This is a genomic window from Streptomyces sp. NBC_01408, assembly GCF_026340255.1.
Classification (GTDB): domain Bacteria; phylum Actinomycetota; class Actinomycetes; order Streptomycetales; family Streptomycetaceae; genus Streptomyces.
The window spans coordinates 1239145-1261491 of the sequence record NZ_JAPEPJ010000001.1; the positions used below are offsets into that span (position 1 = coordinate 1239145).

Sequence of the window (22347 nt, forward strand, 5' to 3'; positions counted from 1 at the left end):
ACTGCGCGCCCCCGGTGCGCCCGGTCGGTCCTCACCGGGTCCACCCATACGGTGAAACCGGGGCATACGGTGGTCGTGGGCGTGGCACGAACCACAGAAGAGGAACCTCCGCAGGCCTCGGCCCCGAACGGACCGGTGGGCTATTCTGCTGGCGTGAGGATCCGGGCAACGTTGCCCCCGGGTCCTTTTGTGCTTTCAGCACGTTGAACGACCCGAGAACAGTGGCAGCCGTCCGGACCTCAGGGCGCGGGGACCGCACGGACGCCAGGTGAGACGCACCACGTACGAAGCAGCACGTCCTCGACGGGACCGAGGAGGAACCGACGTGATGGACCAGCGAACCGTGCTCGACCAGCCGACCGGAACAGGGCGGGGTGGTCAGGCATGAGCTCACTCCTGCTGCTGACCAACGCCTTGCAGCCGTCCACCGAGGTGCTTCCCGCTCTCGGCCTGCTGCTGCACAACGTCCGGGTGGCGCCCGCCGAGGGCCCGGCCCTCGTGGACACCCCCGGCGCCGACGTCATCCTCGTGGACGGCCGCCGCGACCTGCCGCAGGTGCGGTCGCTGTGCCAGCTGCTGCGCTCCACCGGGCCGGGCTGCCCGCTGATCCTCGTCGTCACCGAGGGCGGTCTCGCGGCCGTCACCGCCGACTGGGGCATCGACGACGTACTCCTCGACACCGCCGGCCCCGCCGAGGTCGAGGCGCGGCTGCGGCTGGCCACCGGCCGTCAGCAGCTCGGCTCCGACGACTCCCCGATGGAGATCCGCAACGGCGACCTCTCGGTGGACGAGGCCACGTACTCCGCCAAGCTCAAGGGGCGGGTGCTGGACCTCACCTTCAAGGAGTTCGAGCTGCTCAAGTACCTCGCGCAGCACCCCGGCCGGGTCTTCACCCGCGCCCAGCTGCTCCAGGAGGTCTGGGGCTACGACTACTTCGGCGGCACCCGGACGGTGGACGTCCACGTACGGCGGCTGCGGGCGAAGCTCGGCCCGGAGCACGAGTCGCTGATCGGTACGGTCCGTAACGTCGGCTACCGCTTCGTCACGCCGGAGAAGGTCGAGCGGGCGGCGGCCGAGGCGGCCGCCCAGGCGGCGGCGAAGGCGGCCGCCCAGGCGTCCGCGCAGACCGGCGCGCAGAACGGCGCGGCCGTCACCCGGTCGGCGGAAGACCCTGTGAGGATCCACTCCGCAGGACGCCCTGCCCAGAGGTAGGTCACCCCGCGTAGACTGCCGCGCGTGGCCAAGGTGACGCGGGATGACGTGGCGCGACTTGCGGGTACCTCTACCGCCGTCGTGAGCTACGTCATTAACAACGGACCCCGGCCGGTTGCCCCGGCCACGCGCGAGCGTGTCCTCGCCGCGATCAAGGAACTGGGCTACCGCCCTGACCGGGTCGCCCAGGCGATGGCGTCGCGGCGCACCGACCTCATAGGCATGATCGTCCCCGACGCCCGCCAGCCGTTCTTCGCGGAGATGGCGCACGCGGTCGAACAGGCCGCCGCCGAGCGCGGAAAGATGGTGCTGGTCGGGAACTCCGACTACCGCGACGAGCGCGAGGTCCACTACCTGCGGGCCTTCCTCGGCATGCGGGTCTCCGGCCTGATCCTGGTCAGCCAGGGCATGAGCGAGCGCGCCGCCTCGGAGATCGAGGCCTGGGACGCGCGGGTCGTACTGCTGCACGAGCGGCCCGAGGCCATCGACGACGTCGCCGTGGTCACGGACGACATCGGCGGCGCCCAGCTCGCCACCCGCCACCTGCTGGAGCACGGGCACGAGTACGTGGCCTGCCTCGGCGGCGTGGAGACCACCCCGGAGGTCGGCGACCCCGTCGCCGACCACGTCGAGGGCTGGCGCCGGGCGATGCTGGAATCCGGCCGCTCGATCGAGGGGCGGCTCTTCCAGGCCCCGTACAACCGCTACGACGCCTACCGCGTGGCCCTGGACGTCCTGTCCGGCCCGGACCGGCCGCCGGCCATCTTCTGCGCCACGGACGACCAGGCGATCGGCCTGCTGCGCGCGGCGCGCGAGCTGCGCATCGACGTGCCCGGGGAACTGGCCGTGGCCGGCTTCGACGACGTCAAGGAGGCGGCCCTCACGGACCCGCCCCTCACCACGATCGCCTCGGACCGCCCGGCGATGGCCCGCGCGGCGGTGGACCTCGTCCTGGACGACGGCCTCCGCGTGGCCGGCTCCCGCCGCGAACGCCTGAAGCAGTTCCCCTCGGCCCTGGTGATCCGCCGCTCCTGCGGCTGCCGGTAGCCTCCGGCGGGTCAGCGGAACCCGGCCCCGGCCCGACCCGGCCCCCTCGGCTGCGGCCGGCCGGCTCCCCGGGGCTCCGCCCCGCACCCCCTACGGCGCCCCGGACCCCGCGGCGGAGCCCCGGCAACGGCGCCGCACGGCACGCCCGGGCAGAGCCCCGCACCGCGGCACCGACACCCCCGCACTTATATCCGGCATACGCGGTTCTGTCGGGCTTCTCAGGCCGGACTCAGGAAGCTCTCATCATCCGCGGCCAGAGTCATAGCCATGACCGACAGCTTCCGCCGCGAAGGCGAGTACCCGCAGGAGAGCCCGACCCAGCACGCGCCCTTCGGCGAGGACTGGCAGCGGGGCCGTGACCGGCTGGCGCAGGACGCCGCCGGGGCGTACCCGCCGCCGCCCTCGTACCCGCCCGCCGCACCGGGCTGGCACGAGGCGCACCAGCCGCCGGTCATCCAGGGCGAGACGGTCCCCGCCGGCCCGGCCGGCCAAGGCGGCCACGCCGGTGGGCCCCCCACCGGCCCCGCCCACGCAGCCACCCCCGCCCCCCGCGCCAGAAGGCCCGTCGCGCTGCTGGCCGCGGTGGCCCTCGCGGCGGCCGTGGTCGGCGGCGGCACCGCGGCCGCGGTCCAGCAGCTGATGGGCCCCCAGCAGGGCACCGGCGGCGGCGTCAACGGCACCAACGTCTCGCAGTCCAGCACCGGCACCGTCTCCGGCGTGGCCGAGCAGGTCAGCCCCTCCGTGGTCCGCATCGACACCGGCACGGCGTCCGGCCAGGGCACGGGCACCGGTTCCGGCATCGTCCTGACCGCCGACGGCGAGATCGTCACCAACAACCACGTCGTGAACGGCGCCACCCGGATCCAGGTGACGACGAGCGACGGCAAGAAGTACTCCGCCAAGATCGTCGGCACCGACCCCGACAAGGACCTGGCCCTGATCAAGCTCCAGGACGCCTCCGGCCTCAAACCCGCCGAGCTCGGCGACTCCGGCAGCCTCAAGGTCGGCGAGCAGGTCGTCGCCATCGGCTCCCCCGACCGCCTCACCGGCACGGTCACCAGCGGCATCGTCTCCGCGCTGGAGCGCGAGGTGAACGTACCGAAGTCGGAGCAGCAGTCACCCCAGCGCCAGCAGCAGGGCGGCGGCTGGCCGTTCTCGTACGGCGGTCAGCAGTTCAACGGGAACACCGGCTCGGACACCACCTCGTACAAGGCCATCCAGACGGACGCCTCCCTCAACCCCGGCAACTCCGGCGGCGCCCTCGTCAACATGAACGGCGAGATCGTGGGCATGCCCTCGGCGATCTACTCCCCCTCCAGCAGCGCCGAAGGCGCCGGCAGCGTCGGCCTGGGCTTCGCCATCCCGGTCAACACCATCAAGGCCGACCTGGACTCCCTGCGCAAGGGCGGCTCCGGCGGCGCGGGCTCCGCCGACGGCAACGGCACCGGCACCGGCACGGCCGACGGCTTCGGCACCTCCTACTGACCCGGCCGCCGCCGACCGGCGTGCGACGCTGGAACGTGCCGTGCGCGGGCGACCTCCCGCGCGCACCACCCGAACACCCCTGGGGGAGCACCCATGAATCCCGCCGAAGGCGACCAGCAGCGCGTCCTCGTCGTCGACGACGAGCCGGCCGTGCGCGAGGCCCTGCGCCGCAGCCTGGCCTTCGAGGGGTACGCCGTCCAGACCGCCGTCGACGGGCTCGACGCCCTCGACAAGGCCGCCTCGTACGCCCCCGGCCTGATCGTCCTGGACATCCAGATGCCCCGCATGGACGGCCTGACGGCCGCCCGCAGACTGCGCGCCGCCGGGAGCGTCACGCCGATCCTGATGCTGACCGCCCGCGACACCGTCGGCGACCGCGTCACCGGCCTCGACGCGGGCGCCGACGACTACCTGGTCAAGCCGTTCGAGCTGGACGAGCTCTTCGCGCGCGTCCGCGCCCTGCTGCGACGCAGCTCCTACGCCGCCCCGCAGGCCGGCGCCGAGGGCCCCGGGGAGGTCCTGTCCTTCGGTGACCTGCGGATGGACCTCGCGACCCGTGAGGTGACCCGGGCGGGGCGGCTGGTGGAGCTGACCCGGACCGAGTTCACCCTGCTGGAGATGTTCCTCGCGCACCCGCGCCAGGTCCTCACCCGTGAGCAGATCCTCAAGACCGTGTGGGGCTTCGACTTCGAGCCCAGTTCCAACTCCCTGGACGTGTACGTGATGTACCTGCGCCGCAAGACCGAGGCGGGCGGCGAGCCCCGCCTCGTGCACACCGTGCGCGGGGTGGGCTACGTCCTGCGGGCCGGCGAGAGCGGGCCCGAGTGAGCCCGGCGGCCAGATTCCGGGCCCTGCCGCTGCGCTCCCGCCTCGCGCTGCTGGTCACGGTGGCGGTGGCGCTCGCGGTGGCCGGCGTGGCGGCGGTGTCCTGGGTGATGGTGCGCACCCAACTGCGCGACCAGTTGGACAGTTCCCTGCGCGCCACCGACGCTGCCGCCCAGGCCAACCAGGTCTACGCCAAGTTGCGGTGTGTCCAGGGCCCGGCCCTGCCGGACCGGTCGGCCAACAACCTCAGCGCCCAGGTGCAGATCGTGCTGCCGGACGGCGGCCACTGCTGGGTCGACGGCAACAACACCCTGAAGGTCACCACCACCGACCTGGAGGTCGCCCAGCGCCGGCGCGGTCCCGTCCTCTACGACGCGACCACCTCCGACGGCATCCCCGTCCGCGTCTACACCCAGCCCGCCCTCGTGGGCAATCAGCCCGCCGCGCTGTCCGTCGCCAAGCCGCTCGCCGACGTCGACAAGCCCCTGTCGACCCTGGCCTGGGTGCTGCTGCTCGTCTGCGGCATCGGGGTCGTCGGCGCCGGCGCGGCGGGCCTGTGGGTGGCCCGTACGGGACTGCAGCCCGTCGACGAACTGACCGACGCCGTCGAGCACATCGCCCGCACCGAGGACCTCACCGTGCGGATCCCCGACGAGGGCGACGACGAGATCGCCCGCCTGTCGCGGTCCTTCAACTCCATGACCGCCGCGCTCGCCTCCTCCCAGGAGCGGCAGGCCCAGCTGATCGCGGACGCCGGGCACGAGCTGCGCACCCCGCTGACCTCGCTCCGTACGAACATCGAACTGCTGGCACGCAGCGAGGACACCGGCCGGGCCATCCCGCCCGAGGACCGCAAGGAGCTGCTGGCCTCGGTGAAGGCGCAGATGACCGAGCTCGCCGCGCTGATCGGGGACCTCCAGGAGCTGTCCCGGCCGGACGCGGTGTCCCCCGGTCCGCTCCAGGTGGTGGCCCTGCACGAGATCGCCGGGGCGGCGCTGTCGCGGGCCCGGCTGCGCGGGCCGGAGCTCCGCTTCCGTTCGGACCTGGAGCCCTGGTACGTCCGCGGCGAGGCGGCCGCGCTGGAGCGGGCGGTGGTCAACGTGCTGGACAACGCGGTGAAGTTCAGCCCGCCGGACGGCGAGGTCGAGGTGACGCTGCGGGCGGGCGAGCTGACCGTACGGGACCACGGGCCGGGGATCCCGGCCGGGGACCTCCCGCACGTCTTCGAGCGGTTCTGGCGGTCCCCGTCGGCCCGTGCCCTGCCCGGCAGCGGGCTGGGCCTGTCGATCGTGGCCCGTACGGCAGCCCGTACGGGCGGCAGCGCCGAGCTGCGGGCGGCGGCCGACGGCGGCCCGGGCACGGAGGCGGTGCTCCGCATCCCGGGGGCGCCGACCCCGCCGCCGGCGGGCCCGTCAGTTGTGCCGGATCAGTGAGGCGACCAGTCCGGAGCGGGTGTTCGGGAAGTCCATCGGGACGATGCCGAGCCCGGTCCGGCCGGCCAGTTCCCCGCCGTCGACGAAAGCGTGCACCTGCGGGTTGAGCCGGTCGGAGTTCCAGCGCGGCGGCATGTACGCCGAGGTGCTGGTGTAGTTCACGAAGAGCTTGCCGGGCTGCTGGACGGCCTTGCGGAAGTGGTTCTCGATCCTGCCGCGCTTGGCGAAGGGCTCGGCGTTCCAGTCGTCCTGGATGTCGAAGACGTTGCCGTCGCCATAGCGCAGGCCGGGCAGGCCGCCGTTGTCGGCGAGCAGGACCACCTTGCCGCGGGCCTGCCCGAGGGAGGGCAGGGTGTCGGCGATCCGGAACAGCGGCCGCCAGCCCCGGTTGTCGAGGTAGTCGTCGAAGACGGCGCGGAAGGTCGCGTCGCTGTCGGTGGAGTACTCCTGCTTGAGCCGCATCAGGACGGTCTCGGAGGGGCGTGCGGCGAGGAAGTTCCGGCAGGCGACGAGCACGTCGCCGAACATCAGGTTCTGGTAGAAGGAGCCGTGGTGGATCGCGAACGATCCTCCCGTCACCCGGCAGCGGACGTCGAGGAAGCGGATCCCGGAGTCCAGCTGTTCGGCGATCGAGGTGTTCTGGCAGGCCACGTAGAGCCCGCCGTGGCGGGCGCCCGCGTCGTGGGTGCCGGGGATGGTCATCCGCTGGAGGGCGGTGGAGTCGGCCAGGCCCGCCATCCAGTCCTGGGTGCCGAGCGCCCGGGCGGCGGCCGGGGCCGCTGCGGCGACGCCCAGCCCCGCCGAGGTGCCCGCCGCCAGCGCTCCGACCAGAAACGCCCGTCGGTCCATGCCCATGCCCGCCCCTTCGCCGACCCGGTGATGGGACGGGATTATGGCGTGGACACCTCACTTTTACTACGCACCGGTAGGGGTCAGCTTTCGAGCAACTCCGCCATCCTGCGGAGCCCTTGGGCGATCTCCCGGCCGTTCGGTGCGCTCTCCGCGTCCGTCAGGCACTGCACCATCACCCCGGTCAGCAGCGCGAGGTGCACCGATCCGAGGGACCGTACGTCCTCCTCCGCGACGACCTCCTCCGGCACCCCGCGCAGCTGAGCGGCCACCATGGGCCGGGACCTGCGCTGCGACTCGGCCAGGACCGCGAGCAGCTCCGGCGAGGACTGCGCGTGCACGAACGCCTCGACGTTGGCGGTCCAGAGCCACCGCATGTCGCCGAAGTCCTGGATCTTGCGGTCCCACATGTCGGCGTACCGCTCCTCGGCGGTGTCACCCTGCCCGGCGAGCCTGCCGGACCCCGCGGCCCACTCGTCCATGGCGGCGAACAGCGCCTGGTTCAGCAGGGCCTCGCGGGAGCCGAAGTGGTATCCGATCGCGGCCATGCTCACCGACGCGGCGGAGGAGATGTCGCGCACGGTCGTGCGCAGGTACCCCTTCTCCTCCAGGCAGCGGCGCGCCCCGGCCAGCAGGTCCTCACGATTTCCCATGCCGGGATCGTATCCGCGGCCTCCCCTTGGGCCGGCACCTCTTGGGCAAGCGCCCTATACAAATGTATTGCGCGCTCGCCCAAATCCTGGCAGTCTTCAGCACGAAGGCAGACGCACGACACGGGGAGACGAAGACACATGCGCCACGAGCTGAAGATCGACGACCGCACCCTGTCCTACCTGGACTTCGGCGGCCCCGGCCGCCCGCTGCTCGCCCTCCACGGCGGCCTCTCCGAGGGCGCCGCCTACACCGACCTGGCCGCCGCCCTCGGCGCCGACTGGCGGGTCATCGCCCCCGACCAGCGCGGTCACGGCGACTCCGACCGCGCCGACGGGTACAGCCGCGAGGGCTACGTCTCCGACGCCGCCGCCCTGCTGGAGCACCTCGGCCTCACCGGCCCGCTGCCCGTCCTCGGCTTCTCCCTCGGCGGGATCAACGCCTACCACCTGGCCGCCACCCGGCCCCACCTGGTCTCCGCACTGATCAACGTCGACGCCCCGGTGGAACGCGCCGAGGGTCCGAGCCCCTTCGCCTTCCTCGCCCGCCTCCCCTACACCGCGCCCACCCGCGAGCAGCTCATCGCCGCCTGCGGCCCCTTCGGCCCGTCGATCGCGCCCGCGCTGCGGCAGCTGCCCGACGGCAGCGGCTGGCGGCTGGCGTTCCACCCCCAGGACACCCTGGACACCATCGCCGAGTTCCGCGCCTCCCAGTGGGACGTCTGGACCGCGAGCCACTGCCCGGCCCTGCTGATCCACGGCCGGCGCAGCCAGGCGCTCCCGCAGGAGCAGGCCGACGCGATGGTCTCCCGGCGGCCCGGGACCTCGTACACCTCCCTCGACACCGAGCACTTCGTCCCCTTCCAGGACCCGAAGGGCTTCATCGAGGCCGTGGCCGCCTTCCTCGCGACCCTCTAGGAACGGGAACGCCGGAGGGGCGACGGGCCACAGGGCCCGCCGCCCCTCGGGCGTGCGGTGCGCGGGTGCGCGGGTACTACGTGATGACTACTTGATGACGGTGATCCGGTTCGCCGCCGGCGGCGCGATCGGAGCCTGCGCCGAGGAGTTGTTCGTCAGGTAGGCGTTGAAGCAGTCCAGGTCGGACGCGCCCACCAGCTTGTTCTTGTGCTCCTTCAGGACGGTGAAGCCGTCGCCGCCGCCCGCGAGGAACTCGTTCATCGCGACCCGGTAGGTCTTGGCGGGGTCGATGGCCGCACCGTTCAGCTTCACCGAGTCCACGACGATGCGGTCCGCGCCGGTCTTCGTCATGTCCAGGGTGTACGTGAAGCCCTTCGACACCTGGAGGATCTTCGGGCTCGTCCCGTTGACCGGCCCGCTGACCTGCTGCTGGAGCGCGGTGATCAGCTGCGCGCCGGTCAGGTCCACGATGTTCATCATGTTGGTGAACGGCTGGACCGTGAAGGACTCGCCGTACGTCACCACGCCGTCGCCCTCGTCACCCGAGGCCTTGTAGGCGAGGTCCGAACGGATGCCGCCCGGGTTCATGACGGCCAGCTGCGCGCCGCCCTTGTCCGCCGGGGCCAGCGCTTCGAGCTGCGCGTCGGCGATCAGGTCGCCGAGCGGCTTCTCCGGCGACTCCGAGCCGCGGCCCGGGATGTCGGCCGCGATGAAGCCCTGCGGACGGTTGGCGATCGGGGCGGCGAGGGCGTTCCAGCGCTGGATCAGCTCGGTCATGTCCGGGGCCTTGGGCTGGTCCCGGGTGACGACCTTGTTGACCGGCTTCGGCGAGGCCACCGGCGTACGGACGATGTCCTTGGTCTGCCGGTCGTAGGTCAGCTTGGTGTCCGTGTACACCTTGCCGATGGAGGCGGCCGAGGTGACCGTACGCGGGTTGCCCGCCGGGTCGGGGATGTTGCAGGCGTACGCCTGGTGCGTGTGGCCCGTCACCAGCGCGTCGACCTTGGCGTCCACGTTCTTGGCGATGTCCACGATGGCACCGGAGATACCGGCGCCCGCACCCGGGACGTCGCAGTCGTAGTTGTACGCGCCGCTCGCGGGCAGACCGCCCTCGTGGATCAGCGCGACGATCGACTTCACGCCCTGCTTGTTCAGCTCGGCGGCGTACTTGTTGATCGTCTCGATCTCGTCGCCGAACTTCAGGCCCTTGACGCCCTCGGCGGTCACGACGTCCGGGGTGCCCTCCAGGGTGACGCCGATGAAGCCGATCTTCACGTCCCCCTTCTTCCAGACGAAGGTGGGCGACATCAGCGGACGCTTGGTCTTCTCGTCCGTCACGTTCGCGGCGAGGTACTGGAACTCGGAGCCCGTGAACTCCTTGCCGGGCTCGAAGCAGCCCTCGACCGGGTGGCAGCCGCCGTACGCCATGCGGCGCAGCTCGGCGCGACCCTCGTCGAACTCGTGGTTGCCGACGCTGGAGACGTCCAGGTCCAGCTTGTTCAGCGCCTCGATGCTCGGCTCGTCGTGGAAGAGCCCCGACAGCATCGGGCTGCCGCCGATCATGTCACCGGCCGCGGCCGTGACGGAGTACTCGTGGCCCTTGCGGGCCTCGCGCAGGCTGGTCGCGAGGTACTCGACCCCGCCCGCGGGTATGGCCTTGGTGGTGCCGTCTGCCTGACGCTCGGTCACATTGCCGGAGGAGCCCTGCGGGGGCTCGAGCGTGCCGTGGAAGTCGTTGAACGACAGCATCTGCACATCGACGGTGCGGCTCTTGCCGGCACCGCCACCACTCGCGGCCCCGGCCGGCAGTGCGGCGGCGACCATCGCCCCGGCCCCTGCCGTGGCGGCGATGGCGGTGAGGGTCAACCGGCGGACTCGGCGGTGCCGTTGTGGCGTCGCTGACATTTAATCCCCTTTGTGGACAGCGATACAGCTTGGGAGGTCCGCCGAAGCCTATGGTCAACGCGCGTAGCACGACAGGGGGTACCGGGTATCGAGCTGGTCACGCACAGAAGACGGACCGACGCCGGGCCCGCACTCCGCGGCGCGCCCCTCGCGGTCGTAGGCTCGTGCCATGACTGACGCAGCAGCGGCCCTGGAGCCGGGACGGCAGATTGAGACCCTCGAGGAACTGACGGAGGAGCAGGCCGACGCCGTACTCGCCCTGATCGAGGACGCGGCGCGTACGGACGGCACCACCGCCGTGTCCGAACAGGGACGGCTCCAGCTGCGCGGCGGACCTCGAGAGGGCATCCGCCACTTCCTGCTCACCGTCGGCGGCCGGCTCGTCGGATACGGACAACTGGAGGACACCGACCCGGTGGAGGCCCCCGCCGCCGAGCTCCTCGTCCACCCCGCGCTGCGCGGGCGCGGCCACGGGCGGGCCCTGGGCACGGCCCTGCTGGCCGCCTCCGGCAAGCGGATCCGGGTGTGGGCCCACGGCGGCAAGTCGGCCGCCCGGCACCTCGCGCAGGTGCTCGGCCTGACCCTCTTCCGCGAGCTGCGGCAGCTGCGTCGCCCGCTGTCCGGGGGTGACCCGCTGCCCGAGCCGGTGCTCCCGCCCGGGGTGACCGTACGGACCTTCGTGCCCGGCACCGACGACGGGGCCTGGCTCGCGGCGAACGCGGCCGCCTTTGCCCACCACCCCGAGCAGGGGGCACTGACGCAGCGGGACCTGAACGACCGGATCGCGCAGCCCTGGTTCGACCCCGAGGGCTTCTTCCTCGCCGAACGGGAAGGCGAGATCATCGGCTTCCACTGGACCAAGGTCCACGCGGAGCAGCGGCTCGGCGAGGTCTACGTGATCGGCGTCCGCCCCGGCGCCCAGGGCGGCGGCCTCGGCAAGGCCCTGACCGCGATCGGCCTGCGCCACCTGGCCGCGCAGGGCCTCCCCACCGCCATGCTCTACGTGGACGCCGACAACCCGGCAGCCCTCGCGGTCTACGCGGGCCTCGGCTTCACCACCCACGAGGTCGACCTGATGTACCGCACGGAAAGCTGAGTGCCCTGCGGGCGGCTCGGCCGGTTCGCCTGCGGCTGGGCCTTGCCGGGGCCCCTGGGGCTCCGCCCCAGACCCCGCGCCTCAAACGCCGGCGGGGCTGGATTCGGCCCTGGCTTCGCCTCTGGGGGGCAGGTGGCCTGGTTGGTGGGGTCGGTCCGCGGGGCCGCTCCGGGTTGTCTCCTCGGCTCGCGCACTGAGCCCGATCCGACGTCCTCGGCCCAGGTTGCGCGCTCGTCCTGCGGGGACAACCCTGCGCGTCCCCACTCCCCTCCACCACGGCTTCGCCTTCCGGAGCCCGGGCGTGGGGCGGGGTCGCGCAGGAGAGTCCCCGCAGGACGAGCGCGCAACCCAGGCCGCACATGCGTAGCCGGGGCTCAGTGCGCGAGCCGAGGAGACGCTCCGGAGCGACCCCGCCCCACACCCCGCCAAGCCCCCGCAGGGGCCAAGGCCAAATCCAGCCCCGCCGGCGTTTGAGGCGCGGGGTCCGGGGCGGAGCCCCGTGCAGCGGCGCGGCACACGCACACCCCGCCACCCCGCAAGGGACACCGCACAACCCTTGCGCCAGCCGGACCCGGGAAGCCATACGCCATTCACCAGGCATTAAGACGCGCTTGCGACTCTCCTGCCATGCAGCCCCGACTCCGACTGACGGCCGACGCTTCCGACGCGCCTGTCCTGCCGCGTGCGCGGAACAATGGAGTCATGAGCCACCAGCCCAGCACGGGCCCCACCGAGGTCCCCGCCCAGCACCCGTCCCACACCCCCGCCGGCGGCAAGCAGACCGGCGGCCCGGCAGGTCTCGCGGTCACCGGAGCACACGCACGCATAGGCTCCATCTCCGCGCACCGCCCGCACGTCGATCTCGAGCCCGATCTCGACGCTGACCTGGACGCCTACGACGACAAGGACGGCGACGAGCTCCCCCCGGGCCGCTTCCTCGACCGTGAGCGCAGCTGGCTGGCCTTCAACGAGCGCGTGCTCGAACTCGCCGAGGACCCGACGACCCCGCTCCTGGAGCGCGCCAACTTCCTGGCGATCTTCGCGAGCAACCTCGACGAGTTCTTCATGGTCCGCGTCGCCGGCCTCAAGCGCCGCATCGCGACCGGTGTCGCCACCCGTTCGGCCTCCGGCCTCCAGCCCCGTGAGGTGCTGGACCTGATCTGGACCCGCTCGCGCGAGCTCATGGCCCGCCACGCCGCCTGCTTCCAGCAGGACATCTCCCCGGCACTCGCCGAGGAGGGCATCCACCTGATCCGCTGGCCCGACCTGACGGAGAAGGAGCAGGCCCGCCTCTTCACGCTCTTCCGGAACCAGATCTTCCCGGTCCTGACCCCGCTGGCCGTGGACCCCGCGCACCCGTTCCCGTACATCTCCGGCCTCTCCCTGAACCTGGCCGTCGTCGTACGCAACCCGGTCAGCGGCCACCGCCACTTCGCCCGGGTCAAGGTCCCGCCGCTCCTCTCCCGCTTCCTGGAGGCCTCCCCGCAGCGCTACGTCCCGCTGGAGGACGTCATCGCCGCGCACCTGGAGGAGCTGTTCCCCGGCATGGAGGTGCTCGCGCACCACATGTTCCGCGTGACCCGCAACGAGGACCTGGAGGTCGAGGAGGACGACGCCGAGAACCTGCTCCAGGCCCTGGAGAAGGAGCTCATGCGGCGCCGCTTCGGCCCGCCGGTGCGCCTGGAGGTCGAGGAGTCCATCGACCCGGGCGTACTGGACCTCCTCGTGCAGGAGCTGAACGTCAACTCCTCCGAGGTGTACCCGCTGCCCGGCCTGCTGGACCTGACCGCGCTCTTCGGGATCGCCTCGCTGGACCGGCCGGAGCTGAAGTACCCGAAGTTCGTCGCGGGCACCCACCGCGACCTCGCCGAGGTCGAGTCCGCGTCGGCGCCCGACATCTTCGCCGCGCTGCGCGAGCGGGACGTGCTGCTGCACCACCCGTACGACTCCTTCTCCACCTCGGTGCAGGCCTTCCTGGAGCAGGCCGCCGCCGACCCGGACGTCCTCGCCATCAAGCAGACGCTGTACCGCACCTCCGGCGACTCCCCGATCGTGGACGCCCTGATCGACGCCGCCGACTCCGGCAAGCAGGTCCTCGTACTCGTCGAGATCAAGGCCCGCTTCGACGAGCAGGCCAACATCAAGTGGGCGCGCAAGCTGGAGGAGTCCGGCTGCCACGTCGTCTACGGGCTCGTCGGCCTCAAGACCCACTGCAAGCTGTCGCTCGTCGTCCGCCAGGAGGGCGACCAGCTGCGCCGCTACTCCCACGTGGGCACCGGCAACTACCACCCCAAGACCGCCCGGCTCTACGAGGACCTCGGCCTGCTCACCGCCGACCCGCAGGTCGGCGCGGACCTCTCCGACCTCTTCAACCGGCTCTCCGGCTACTCCCGGCGCGAGACCTACCGCCGGCTGATGGTGGCGCCGCGCTCGCTGCGCGACGGGCTGATCGCGCGGATCGACAAGGAGGCCGCCCACCACAGGGCCGGCCGCCCCGCGTACGTGCGCCTGAAGATGAACTCGATCGTCGACGAGGCCCTGATCGACTCCCTCTACCGGGCCGCCCAGGCGGGCGTGCCCGTGGACATCTGGGTCCGCGGCATCTGCGCGGTGCGGCCCGGGGTCCCCGGGCTCTCGGAGAACATCCGGGTCCGCTCCGTCCTCGGCCGCTTCCTCGAACACTCCCGCGTCTTCGCCTTCGGCAACGGCGGTGAGCCCGAGGTGTGGATCGGCAGCGCCGACATGATGCACCGCAACCTCGACCGTCGCATCGAGGCACTGGTCCGGGTCGCCGACCCGGGCCACCGCGCGGCACTGGACCGGATGCTGCAGACCGGCATGTCCGACGCCACCTCCTCCTGGCACCTGGGCCCGGACGGCGAATGGACCCGGCACAGCACGGATGCGGAAGGCCAGCCGCTGCGGCACGTACAGGAGACGCTCATAGACGCCCGGAGGCGCCGGCGTGGCTCAGCCAAACCATGACCTGACGGCCGGCGCGGGTGACGTGCTCAGCACGTACCTGCGCGGCCAGGCCACCTCTTTCCTGCGCGCACTGCGCCTGCACGGCGAGAGCGCGGCGAACGGAGCGGACACTGCGGGCGAAGGTGACGCGGCGCGCAGCCTGCGGGGGGCTGCGCGCCGCATCAGCGGATCCCTGGCCACCTTCCGGGTGGTGACCGAGTCCGCCTGGGCCGACGGGCTGCGCACCGAGCTGGTGTGGCTGTCCTCGACCCTGGCCGACGAACACGCGTACGCGGCCCGGCTGGCCCGCCTGATGGAGGCGCTGCACCGGCTGTCGGGGGCCCATGACGTCCCGGCGCCGCGCTCCTCCGCGGGCGCGCTCACGGTGGGCTCGGCGCGGGCGGGCGCGCTGCTGGAGCGCCAGCTGAACCTGGCGCGCACCCGCGCCCACTCGGCCACGCTCCAGGCCCTCGGCTCCGCCCGCTTCCACGCGGTGGCGGACGCGGTGGCGGTGCTGGCCTCCGAGGTGCCGCTGGACCTGGTCGCGGCCCGCGGGCGGGTCGGGGAGGTCCTCGTACCGCTCGCGGAAGTGGCCGAAACCCGACTGTCGGCGGCGGTCTCGGTGCTGCCTCCGGCGGACGGCGCCCACCCGTACAACTGCGACCACGACGGCCTCTGGCACGAGGTACGCCACCTCCTGCGGGTCCACCGGTACGCCCGGGAGGCCCTGGGCGAGGACGTGACCCGGCTGTCGGCGGCGGGCGAGGCACTGGACCGCCACCGCGACGCGGCCGAGGCCGCCACGGCCTCCGCGACGGCCGCCCGCACCCCGCGGATCGCCCCTGCCACGGCGTACGCCCTCGGTGTGCTGCACGCCGACCAGCGCCACGCGGTCGAGGCGGCGCGTTTCGCCTTCCGGGAACTCTGGCTGCCGCAGCCCGCGGTCACGCCGAGATAACGGCGGGGTAACGGATGATTACGGCTGTGCGCGATCCGCGGGAGACACACCGGGCCGTCCGCCATGGTTCACCGTCCGTTCACTCGGCCCGGTCGGCGGCTTCACCTGTTCTGCCTAATTTCAGTCGTGCACGGGACGAGCCGCCCGCAGGTCGGGCGGCCCGGCCGGGCAAACAGACGTAGTCCTCTTCGCACGCCGCCCCGACACAGAAAGCGGCCGGCGGCTTCTGGAAGGAACACCCGAAAGTGAAGCTTCAGCGCAAGAACATGCTTCGTGCCTCCGCCCTCGGGGCGCTCGTCGTGTCCGGCGCCCTGGTCCTCACGGCGTGCGGCTCGGACGACAACACCAAGGACAACGGCTCCGCCACCGGCAAGCCGTCGGCCGCCGCGGGCGACATCAAGTGTGACGACGCCAAGGGCAAGCTCCTCGCCTCGGGCTCCTCCGCGCAGAAGAACGCGGTCGACCTGTGGGTGAAGAACTACATGGCCGCCTGCTCCGGCGTCGAGGTGAACTACAAGTCCTCCTCCTCCGGTGAGGGCATCGTCGCCTTCAACCAGGGCACCGTCGGCTTCGCCGGCTCCGACTCGGCGCTGAAGCCGGAGCAGGTCGAGGAGTCGAAGAAGATCTGCACCGGTGGCCAGGGCATCGACCTGCCCATGGTCGGCGGCCCGATCGCCCTCGGCTTCAACATCGCCGGCGTGGACAAGCTGAACCTCGACGCCGCCACGATCGCCAACATCTTCAACGACAAGATCAAGAAGTGGGACGACGAGGCGATCAAGAAGCTGAACCCCGGCGTCACGCTTCCCGGCACCGCGATCCAGCACTTCCACCGCTCCGAGGACTCGGGCACCACCGAGAACCTGGGCAAGTACCTCAAGGCCACCGCCGGTGACGCCTGGCCGCACGAGGCCGCGAAGAAGTGGCCCGCCCCGGGCGGCCTCGGCGCCTCCGGCTCCGCGGGTGTCGCCACCCAGGTCAAGCAGGTCGACGGCTCCATCGGCTACTTCGAGCTCTCCTACGCCAGCGCGCAGAACATCAAGACGGTCGACCTGAACACGGGCGCCGCCGCCCCGGTCAAGGCCTCCGGCGAGAACGCCTCCAAGGCCATCGCCGCCGCCAAGATCTCGGGCACCGGCAACGACCTGGCGCTCAAGCTCGACTACGCCACCAAGGCCGAGGGCGCGTACCCGATCGTCCTGGTCACCTACGAGGTCGTCTGCGACAAGGGCAACAAGGCGGAGACCCTTCCGACCGTGAAGTCCTTCCTGAACTACACCGCGTCCGACGCGGGTCAGAAGATCCTCCTCGAGAACGGCTACGCGCCGATCCCGGCCGAGATCAACGCCAAGGTCCGCGAGATCATCGCTTCGCTGGCCTAGTCCTGAGCCCGAGGCCCGGTCCGCTCCCCCCCGTCCGGGGGGCGGACCGGCCCCGGGACCCTTCCCCTCCACCCGGGGAATCCGGTGCACCGCCGCCCGGGGGCCTGCCCCCACCCAGACCGGAAAGATCATGGCTTCCACCACACCCACCCAGATTGACCAGGCTCCGCCTGTCTCCAAGAGCGGAAGGTCCACCGGCCGCGCCGGTGACAAGGTCTTCGCCGGGCTCTCCAAGGGCTCCGGCATCCTGCTCCTGGTGATCATGGCGTCGATCGCCATCTTCCTCACCTACCGCGCCTCGATCGCCCTGTCGAAGAACGAGGGCAACTTCCTCACCACCTTCGACTGGAACGCGTCGGCCAACCCGCCCGTCTTCGGCATCGCCGTCCTGCTCTTCGGCACCGTCGTCAGCTCGATCATCGCGATGGCCATCGCGGTTCCGATCGCTGTCGGCATCGCCCTGTTCATCTCGCACTACGCGCCGCGCAAGCTGGCCGCGCCCCTGGCCTACGTGGTCGACCTGCTGGCCGCCGTGCCGTCGATCATCTACGGCATCTGGGGCGCCCTCTTCCTCGTGCCGCAGCTGGCGGGCCTGAACCTCTGGCTCGACGAGTACCTGGGCTGGACCTACGTCTTCGACAAGTCCCAGGTCGGCGTCGCCCGCTCGATCTTCACCGTCGGCATCCTGCTCGCGATCATGATCCTGCCGATCGTGACCAGCGTCAGCCGCGAGGTCTTCCTCCAGGTCCCGCGCATGAACGAGGAGGCCGCCCTGGCCCTCGGCGCGACCCGCTGGGAAGTCATCCGGATGTCGGTCCTGCCCTTCGGCCGCTCCGGAGTCATCTCCGCCTCGATGCTCGGCCTCGGCCGCGCGCTCGGCGAGACCATGGCCGTCGCGACCGTCCTCTCCCCGAGCTTCCTGATCTCGCTGCACATCCTCGACCCGGGTGGCGGTACCTTCGCGCAGAACATCGCCGCGAAGTTCGACGAGGCCAACGAGTTCGGCCGGGACGCGCTGATCGCCTCCGGTCTGGTCCTCTTCCTGCTCACCCTGCTGGTCAACGGTGCAGCTCGCCTGATCATCGCTCGCCGCAAGGACTTCTCGGGGGCGAACGCCTGATGAGCCACGCACTCCAGGACCAGCGGCCCTCCCGGGCCACCAAGTCCGCCGCACCCGCCAGCCTCACCCGAGGCGGCCTGCCCCGCTGGGCCCCGGCCGCCATCGCCGTCCTCTCGGCCGGCCTCGGCATCGGCATCGGCATCGTCTTCGACCTCCACAGCAAGGTCCAGTGGGGTCTGCTCGCGGCCATCCTGTTCGTCGTGATCACGTACACCGCGAGCGCGGTCGTCGAGAACCGCCGCCAGGCCAAGGACCGCGTCGCGACCTCCGTCGTGTGGGTCTGCTTCATCCTCGCGGTCGTCCCGCTGCTCTCGCTGATGTGGACGACGATCAGCCGCGGCATCGAGGTCCTCAGCGGGGACTTCCTGAGCCACTCCATGAACGGCGTGACCAGCTTCGAGGAGGGCGGTGGTGTCTACCACGCCCTGATCGGCACGCTGGAGCAGGTGGCCCTCGCGACCCTGATCGCCGCGCCGATCGGCCTGCTGACCGCCGTCTACCTGGTCGAGTACGGCCGGGGCTCGCTCGCCAAGGCCGTGACCTTCTTCGTCGACGTCATGACCGGCATCCCCTCCATCGTCGCGGGCCTGTTCATCCTGACGACCTGGAACCTGATGCTCGGCTTCGGCCCCTCCGGCTTCGCCGGCGCCATGGCCCTGTCGATCCTGATGATGCCGGTCGTGGTCCGCTCCACCGAGGAAATGCTCAAGCTCGTCCCGAACGAGCTGCGCGAGGCCGCCCTCGCCCTCGGTGTGCCGAAGTGGCGCGTGATCCTCAAGGTCGTGCTCCCCACCGCCATCGGCGGCATCTCGACGGGTGTCATGCTGGCTGTGGCACGTATCGCCGGTGAGACCGCTCCGATCATGCTGCTGGTCTTCGGTTCTCAGCTGATCAACAACAACCCCTTCGAAGGCGCCCAGTCCTCGCTCCCGCTCTACATCTGGGAGCAGTACAAGGTCGGCAGTGAAGCCTCCTACGACCGGGCATGGGCCGCAGCGCTCGTGCTGATCGCCTTCGTCATGATCCTCAATCTGGTGGCCCGCGGCATCGCCCGCTGGAAGGCCCCGAAGACCGGTCGCTGACGCGACTTATGAAAGCGAAGTGACCCCTCATGGCGAAGCGAATCGACGTCAGCGGACTGTCCGCCTTCTACGGCACCCACAAAGCCATCGATGACATCTCGATGACCGTGGAGCCCCGCTCCGTGACCGCCTTCATCGGCCCGTCCGGCTGCGGCAAGTCCACCTTCCTGCGCACCCTCAACCGCATGCACGAGGTCACCCCCGGCGGCCGCGTCGAGGGCAAGGTCCTCCTGGACGACGAGAACCTGTACGGCGCCGGCGTGGACCCCGTCGCGGTCCGCCGCACGGTCGGCATGGTCTTCCAGCGCCCGAACCCCTTCCCCACCATGTCGATCTTCGACAACGTGGCGGCGGGCCTGCGGCTGAACGGCAGCTTCAAGAAGTCCGAGCTCGCCGAGATCGTCGAGAAGTCCCTCAAGGGCGCCAACCTCTGGAACGAGGTCAAGGACCGCCTGAACAAGCCCGGCTCCGGCCTCTCCGGCGGCCAGCAGCAGCGTCTGTGCATCGCCCGCGCCATCGCGGTCGAGCCGCAGGTCCTGCTGATGGACGAGCCCTGCTCGGCCCTCGACCCGATCTCCACCCTCGCGATCGAGGACCTGATCGGCGAGCTCAAGGAGCTCTTCACGATCGTCATCGTGACGCACAACATGCAGCAGGCCGCACGCGTCTCGGACCGCACCGCCTTCTTCAACCTCTCGGCGGTCGGCCAGCCCGGCAAGCTCATCGAGATCGACGACACCGACCGGATCTTCTCGAACCCGTCGGTGCAGGCGACCGAGGACTACATCTCGGGCCGCTTCGGCTAGACCCGGGATGTTCTGAACGTCCTGCGGTGCTGCATGGCGGTGCCACCGCAAGGCGAAAGAAAGAAAAAGGGCCGGCTCCCCCTGGGTGGGGGGAGCCGGCCCGCTTTCGTCTGCCCGTCGCTGGACGAAGGCGAGGTTCACGATCCAGAAGCTGACGGCGGCGACCAGGGCGGCGGCCGGCATCGTGATGCTGCATCACCCGGGGGATGACCCCCGGACCCCCAGCAGGAGCGCGGCTCCGGCTAGACGAACGCCAAGTTGACGATCCAGAAGCTCAGCGCAGCGACGAGCGCGGCGGCCGGCATCGTGATGCTGCATCACCCGGGGGATGACCCCCGGACCCCCAGCAGGAGCGCGGCTCCGGCTAGACGAACGCCAAGTTGACGATCCAGAAGCTCAGCGCAGCGACGAGCGCGGCGGCCGGCATCGTGATGAACCAGCCCAGGATGATGTTCTTGGCGACGCCCCAGCGGACCGCGTTCACCCGCTTGGTCGCGCCCACACCCATGATCGCCGAGGTGATCACGTGGGTGGTGGAGATCGGCGCGTGGAAGAGGAACGCCGAGCCGAACATGATCGAGGCACCGGTGGTCTCGGCCGCGAAGCCCTGCGGCGGGTCCAGCTCGATGATCTTGCGGCCGAGGGTGCGCATGATGCGCCAGCCGCCCGCGTACGTGCCCAGCGACAGCATCACGGCACAGGCGATCTTGACCCAGATCGGGATCTCGGCGTCGGCGGTCTGTACATCGGCGATGACCAGGGCCATCACCACGATGCCCATGGTCTTCTGCGCGTCCTGGAGGCCGTGGCCCAGCGCCATCGCGGCCGCGGACACCGTCTGCGCGATACGGAAACCGCGCTTGGCCTTGTGCGGGTTGGCCCGGCGGAACATCCACAGGATGGCCACCATCACCAGGTAACCGGCGACCAGACCGACGACCGGCGAGGCGAACATCGGGATGACGACCTTGTCGATCACCCCGCTCCAGATGACACCGGTGCCGCCGGCCAGCGCCGCGCCCACCATCCCGCCGAACAGCGCGTGCGAGGAGGACGAGGGCAGGCCGAAGTACCAGGTGATCAGGTTCCACACGATCGCGCCGACGAGCGCCGAGAAGAGGATCCACATGCCCCGGGTGCCGTGGGGCGTCTCGATCAGACCCTCGCTGACCGTCTTGGCGACACCGCTGCCCAGGAAGGCACCGGCGAGGTTCATCACCGCGGCCATCGCGAGCGCGGCGCGCGGGGTCAGCGCGCGGGTCGAGACCGAGGTCGCGATCGCGTTCGCCGAGTCGTGGAAACCGTTGGTGTACGTGAATCCGAGCGCGACACCGATGGTCACGATCAGAGCGAAGGTGTCCACGAGGTTCAGGACTCCTTGACCGCGATGGTCTCCACCGTGTTCGCAACGTGCTCGAACGCGTCGGCCGCCTCTTCGAGCACGTCGACGATCTGCTTGAGCTTCAGCACCTCAATGGCGTCGTACTTGCCGTTGAAGAGCTGGGCGAGCAGCTTGCGGTGGATCTGGTCGGCCTGGTTCTCGAGGCGGTTGACCTCGATCCAGTACTCGGTCAGGTTGTCCATCGTCCGCAGGTGCGGCATGGCCTCGGCGGTCAGCTCCGCGGCCCGTGCCAGTACCTCGATCTGCTGCTCGACGCCCTTGGGGAGCTCCTCCACGTTGTAGAGGACGACCAGGTCGACCGCCTCCTCCATGAAGTCCATGATGTCGTCGAGCGACGAGGCCAGGTTGTAGATGTCCTCGCGGTCGAACGGCGTGATGAAGGAGGAGTTCAACTGGTGGAAGATCGCGTGGGTGGCGTCGTCCCCCGCGTGCTCCGCTGCCCGCATCCGCTCCGCGATCTCGGCCCGGGCGGAGGAGTCCGCTCCGAGCAGTTCCATCAGGAGCTTCGAGCCCGTGACGATGTTGTCCGCAGATGCGGCGAACATGTCGTAGAAGCTCGTCTCCCTGGGGGTCAGACGAAATCGCACGTGAGGTCCTCGGGGTGCATTGGATTCGGTCAGGCTGATGCTAGGCGCATCCCCCTGCCACGGCTAACCGGCAGTTCTCCAGTGTCCTCCATGAGGCAGAGTGAGGACCACGGGCCCCTGTCCCTGTCACCAGGGCCAAGTACCCTATACCCATGAGGGGTATGCGGTCCCTCGTTCCGGACCAGACCACGGGAGGACGTATGACGGCCATCGAGGCGGAGGGCTCCCGAGCCGAGACCGGCACGGCCACGGCCACCGGCACGGCCACGGCGGTACACGGGTACCACCACCAGAAGGACGAGCACCTGAAGAGGCTGCGCCGGATCGAGGGCCAGATCCGCGGTCTCCAGCGGCTCGTCGACGAGGACGTGTACTGCATCGACATACTCACCCAGGTCTCGGCCAGCACGAAGGCGCTCCAGTCCTTCGCGCTCCAGCTGCTGGAGGAGCACCTGCGCCACTGCGTCGCCGACGCGGCCGTCAGGGGCGGCGCCGAGATCGACGCGAAGGTCGAGGAAGCCACCAAGGCCATCGCCCGCCTTCTGCGCACCTAGGTTCAGCCCCGCCGAGCACCTCCCGCGGCGCCGGACACAATCCAGCCCCGCCGGCGTTCGAGGCGCGGGGGC

19 protein-coding genes are annotated in these 22347 nt (G+C 70.9%); 14 read left to right on the forward strand and 5 right to left on the reverse strand.

Annotation, left to right across the window (positions count from 1 at the left end; genetic code table 11):
* Positions 1–384 precede the first annotated feature (384 nt).
* The 5 genes from OG447_RS05795 (at position 385) to OG447_RS05815 (ending at position 6002) form a co-directional block, all read left to right on the forward strand.
* Positions 385–1212, forward strand: coding sequence for a response regulator transcription factor (locus tag OG447_RS05795; RefSeq protein ID WP_266935314.1), 828 nt, complete (start codon positions 385–387; stop codon positions 1210–1212).
* A 24-nt stretch (positions 1213–1236) separates the two neighbouring features.
* Positions 1237–2259 (forward strand): LacI family DNA-binding transcriptional regulator, encoded by a 1023-nt coding sequence (locus tag OG447_RS05800; protein WP_266935316.1) that lies wholly within the window; start codon positions 1237–1239, stop codon positions 2257–2259.
* A 267-nt stretch (positions 2260–2526) separates the two neighbouring features.
* The gene (locus tag OG447_RS05805) at positions 2527–3744 is read left to right on the forward strand and encodes a S1C family serine protease (protein ID WP_266935318.1); all 1218 of its coding nucleotides are present in this window, start codon (positions 2527–2529) and stop codon (positions 3742–3744) included.
* A 93-nt stretch (positions 3745–3837) separates the two neighbouring features.
* Positions 3838–4572 carry a response regulator transcription factor gene (locus OG447_RS05810; protein ID WP_266935319.1) on the forward strand — a complete coding sequence of 245 codons (735 nt, stop codon included), beginning with the start codon at positions 3838–3840 and terminating at the stop codon, positions 4570–4572.
* Positions 4569–6002, forward strand: coding sequence for a cell wall metabolism sensor histidine kinase WalK (locus tag OG447_RS05815; RefSeq protein ID WP_266935320.1), 1434 nt, complete (start codon positions 4569–4571; stop codon positions 6000–6002). Before OG447_RS05810 ends, OG447_RS05815 begins: the two co-directional genes overlap by 4 nt.
* Here the strand turns inward: OG447_RS05815 and OG447_RS05820 are convergent.
* Positions 5982–6851, reverse strand: coding sequence for a phosphatidylinositol-specific phospholipase C (locus tag OG447_RS05820; RefSeq protein ID WP_266938766.1), 870 nt, complete (start codon positions 6849–6851; stop codon positions 5982–5984). The two genes, OG447_RS05815 and OG447_RS05820, sit on opposite strands and share 21 nt — an antisense overlap.
* A gap of 83 nt (positions 6852–6934) precedes the next feature.
* On the reverse strand, positions 6935–7504 hold the full coding sequence (locus OG447_RS05825; protein ID WP_266935322.1) for a TetR/AcrR family transcriptional regulator: 570 nt from the start codon (positions 7502–7504) through the stop codon (positions 6935–6937).
* A 138-nt stretch (positions 7505–7642) separates the two neighbouring features.
* On the opposite strand from OG447_RS05825, the gene OG447_RS05830 reads away from it, so the two are divergent.
* The gene (locus OG447_RS05830; RefSeq protein WP_266935324.1) at positions 7643–8419 is read left to right on the forward strand and encodes an alpha/beta fold hydrolase; all 777 of its coding nucleotides are present in this window, start codon (positions 7643–7645) and stop codon (positions 8417–8419) included.
* A gap of 87 nt (positions 8420–8506) precedes the next feature.
* On the opposite strand, the gene OG447_RS05835 is transcribed toward OG447_RS05830, so the two are convergent.
* Positions 8507–10324 (reverse strand): bifunctional UDP-sugar hydrolase/5'-nucleotidase, encoded by a 1818-nt coding sequence (locus OG447_RS05835; protein WP_266935325.1) that lies wholly within the window; start codon positions 10322–10324, stop codon positions 8507–8509.
* Positions 10325–10493: 169 nt separating this feature from the next.
* On the opposite strand from OG447_RS05835, the gene mshD reads away from it, so the two are divergent.
* From mshD to pstB, 7 genes are all read left to right on the forward strand, one after another.
* Positions 10494–11420, forward strand: coding sequence for a mycothiol synthase (gene mshD / locus OG447_RS05840; protein WP_266935327.1), 927 nt, complete (start codon positions 10494–10496; stop codon positions 11418–11420).
* A 702-nt stretch (positions 11421–12122) separates the two neighbouring features.
* Positions 12123–14405, forward strand: coding sequence for an RNA degradosome polyphosphate kinase (locus tag OG447_RS05845; protein WP_266935328.1), 2283 nt, complete (start codon positions 12123–12125; stop codon positions 14403–14405).
* Positions 14386–15342, forward strand: a complete 957-nt coding sequence (locus OG447_RS05850) for a CHAD domain-containing protein (RefSeq protein ID WP_266935330.1) — start codon at positions 14386–14388, stop codon at positions 15340–15342. Before OG447_RS05845 ends, OG447_RS05850 begins: the two co-directional genes overlap by 20 nt.
* Before the next feature lie 245 nt (positions 15343–15587).
* On the forward strand, positions 15588–16724 hold the full coding sequence (pstS, locus tag OG447_RS05855) for a phosphate ABC transporter substrate-binding protein PstS (protein ID WP_266935332.1): 1137 nt from the start codon (positions 15588–15590) through the stop codon (positions 16722–16724).
* Between the two features lie 130 nt (positions 16725–16854).
* Positions 16855–17844 (forward strand): phosphate ABC transporter permease subunit PstC, encoded by a 990-nt coding sequence (pstC, locus tag OG447_RS05860; protein WP_266935333.1) that lies wholly within the window; start codon positions 16855–16857, stop codon positions 17842–17844.
* Entirely contained in the window at positions 17844–18926 is a 1083-nt protein-coding gene (gene pstA / locus OG447_RS05865; protein WP_266935335.1) for a phosphate ABC transporter permease PstA, read from the forward strand. Before pstC ends, pstA begins: the two co-directional genes overlap by 1 nt.
* 29 nt (positions 18927–18955) lie before the next feature.
* On the forward strand, positions 18956–19732 hold the full coding sequence (pstB, locus tag OG447_RS05870; protein ID WP_266935336.1) for a phosphate ABC transporter ATP-binding protein PstB: 777 nt from the start codon (positions 18956–18958) through the stop codon (positions 19730–19732).
* 364 nt (positions 19733–20096) lie between these two features.
* On the opposite strand, the gene OG447_RS05875 is transcribed toward pstB, so the two are convergent.
* Together OG447_RS05875 and OG447_RS05880 are read right to left on the reverse strand one after the other, a co-directional pair.
* Positions 20097–21095, reverse strand: a complete 999-nt coding sequence (locus tag OG447_RS05875) for an inorganic phosphate transporter (protein WP_266935338.1) — start codon at positions 21093–21095, stop codon at positions 20097–20099.
* 5 nt (positions 21096–21100) lie between these two features.
* On the reverse strand, positions 21101–21721 hold the full coding sequence (locus tag OG447_RS05880) for a DUF47 domain-containing protein (RefSeq protein ID WP_008742369.1): 621 nt from the start codon (positions 21719–21721) through the stop codon (positions 21101–21103).
* Positions 21722–21921: 200 nt separating this feature from the next.
* Here OG447_RS05880 and OG447_RS05885 point away from each other — a divergent pair, with 200 nt between their 5' ends.
* Positions 21922–22275, forward strand: coding sequence for a metal-sensitive transcriptional regulator (locus tag OG447_RS05885; protein ID WP_266938767.1), 354 nt, complete (start codon positions 21922–21924; stop codon positions 22273–22275).
* Positions 22276–22347 lie beyond the last annotated feature (72 nt).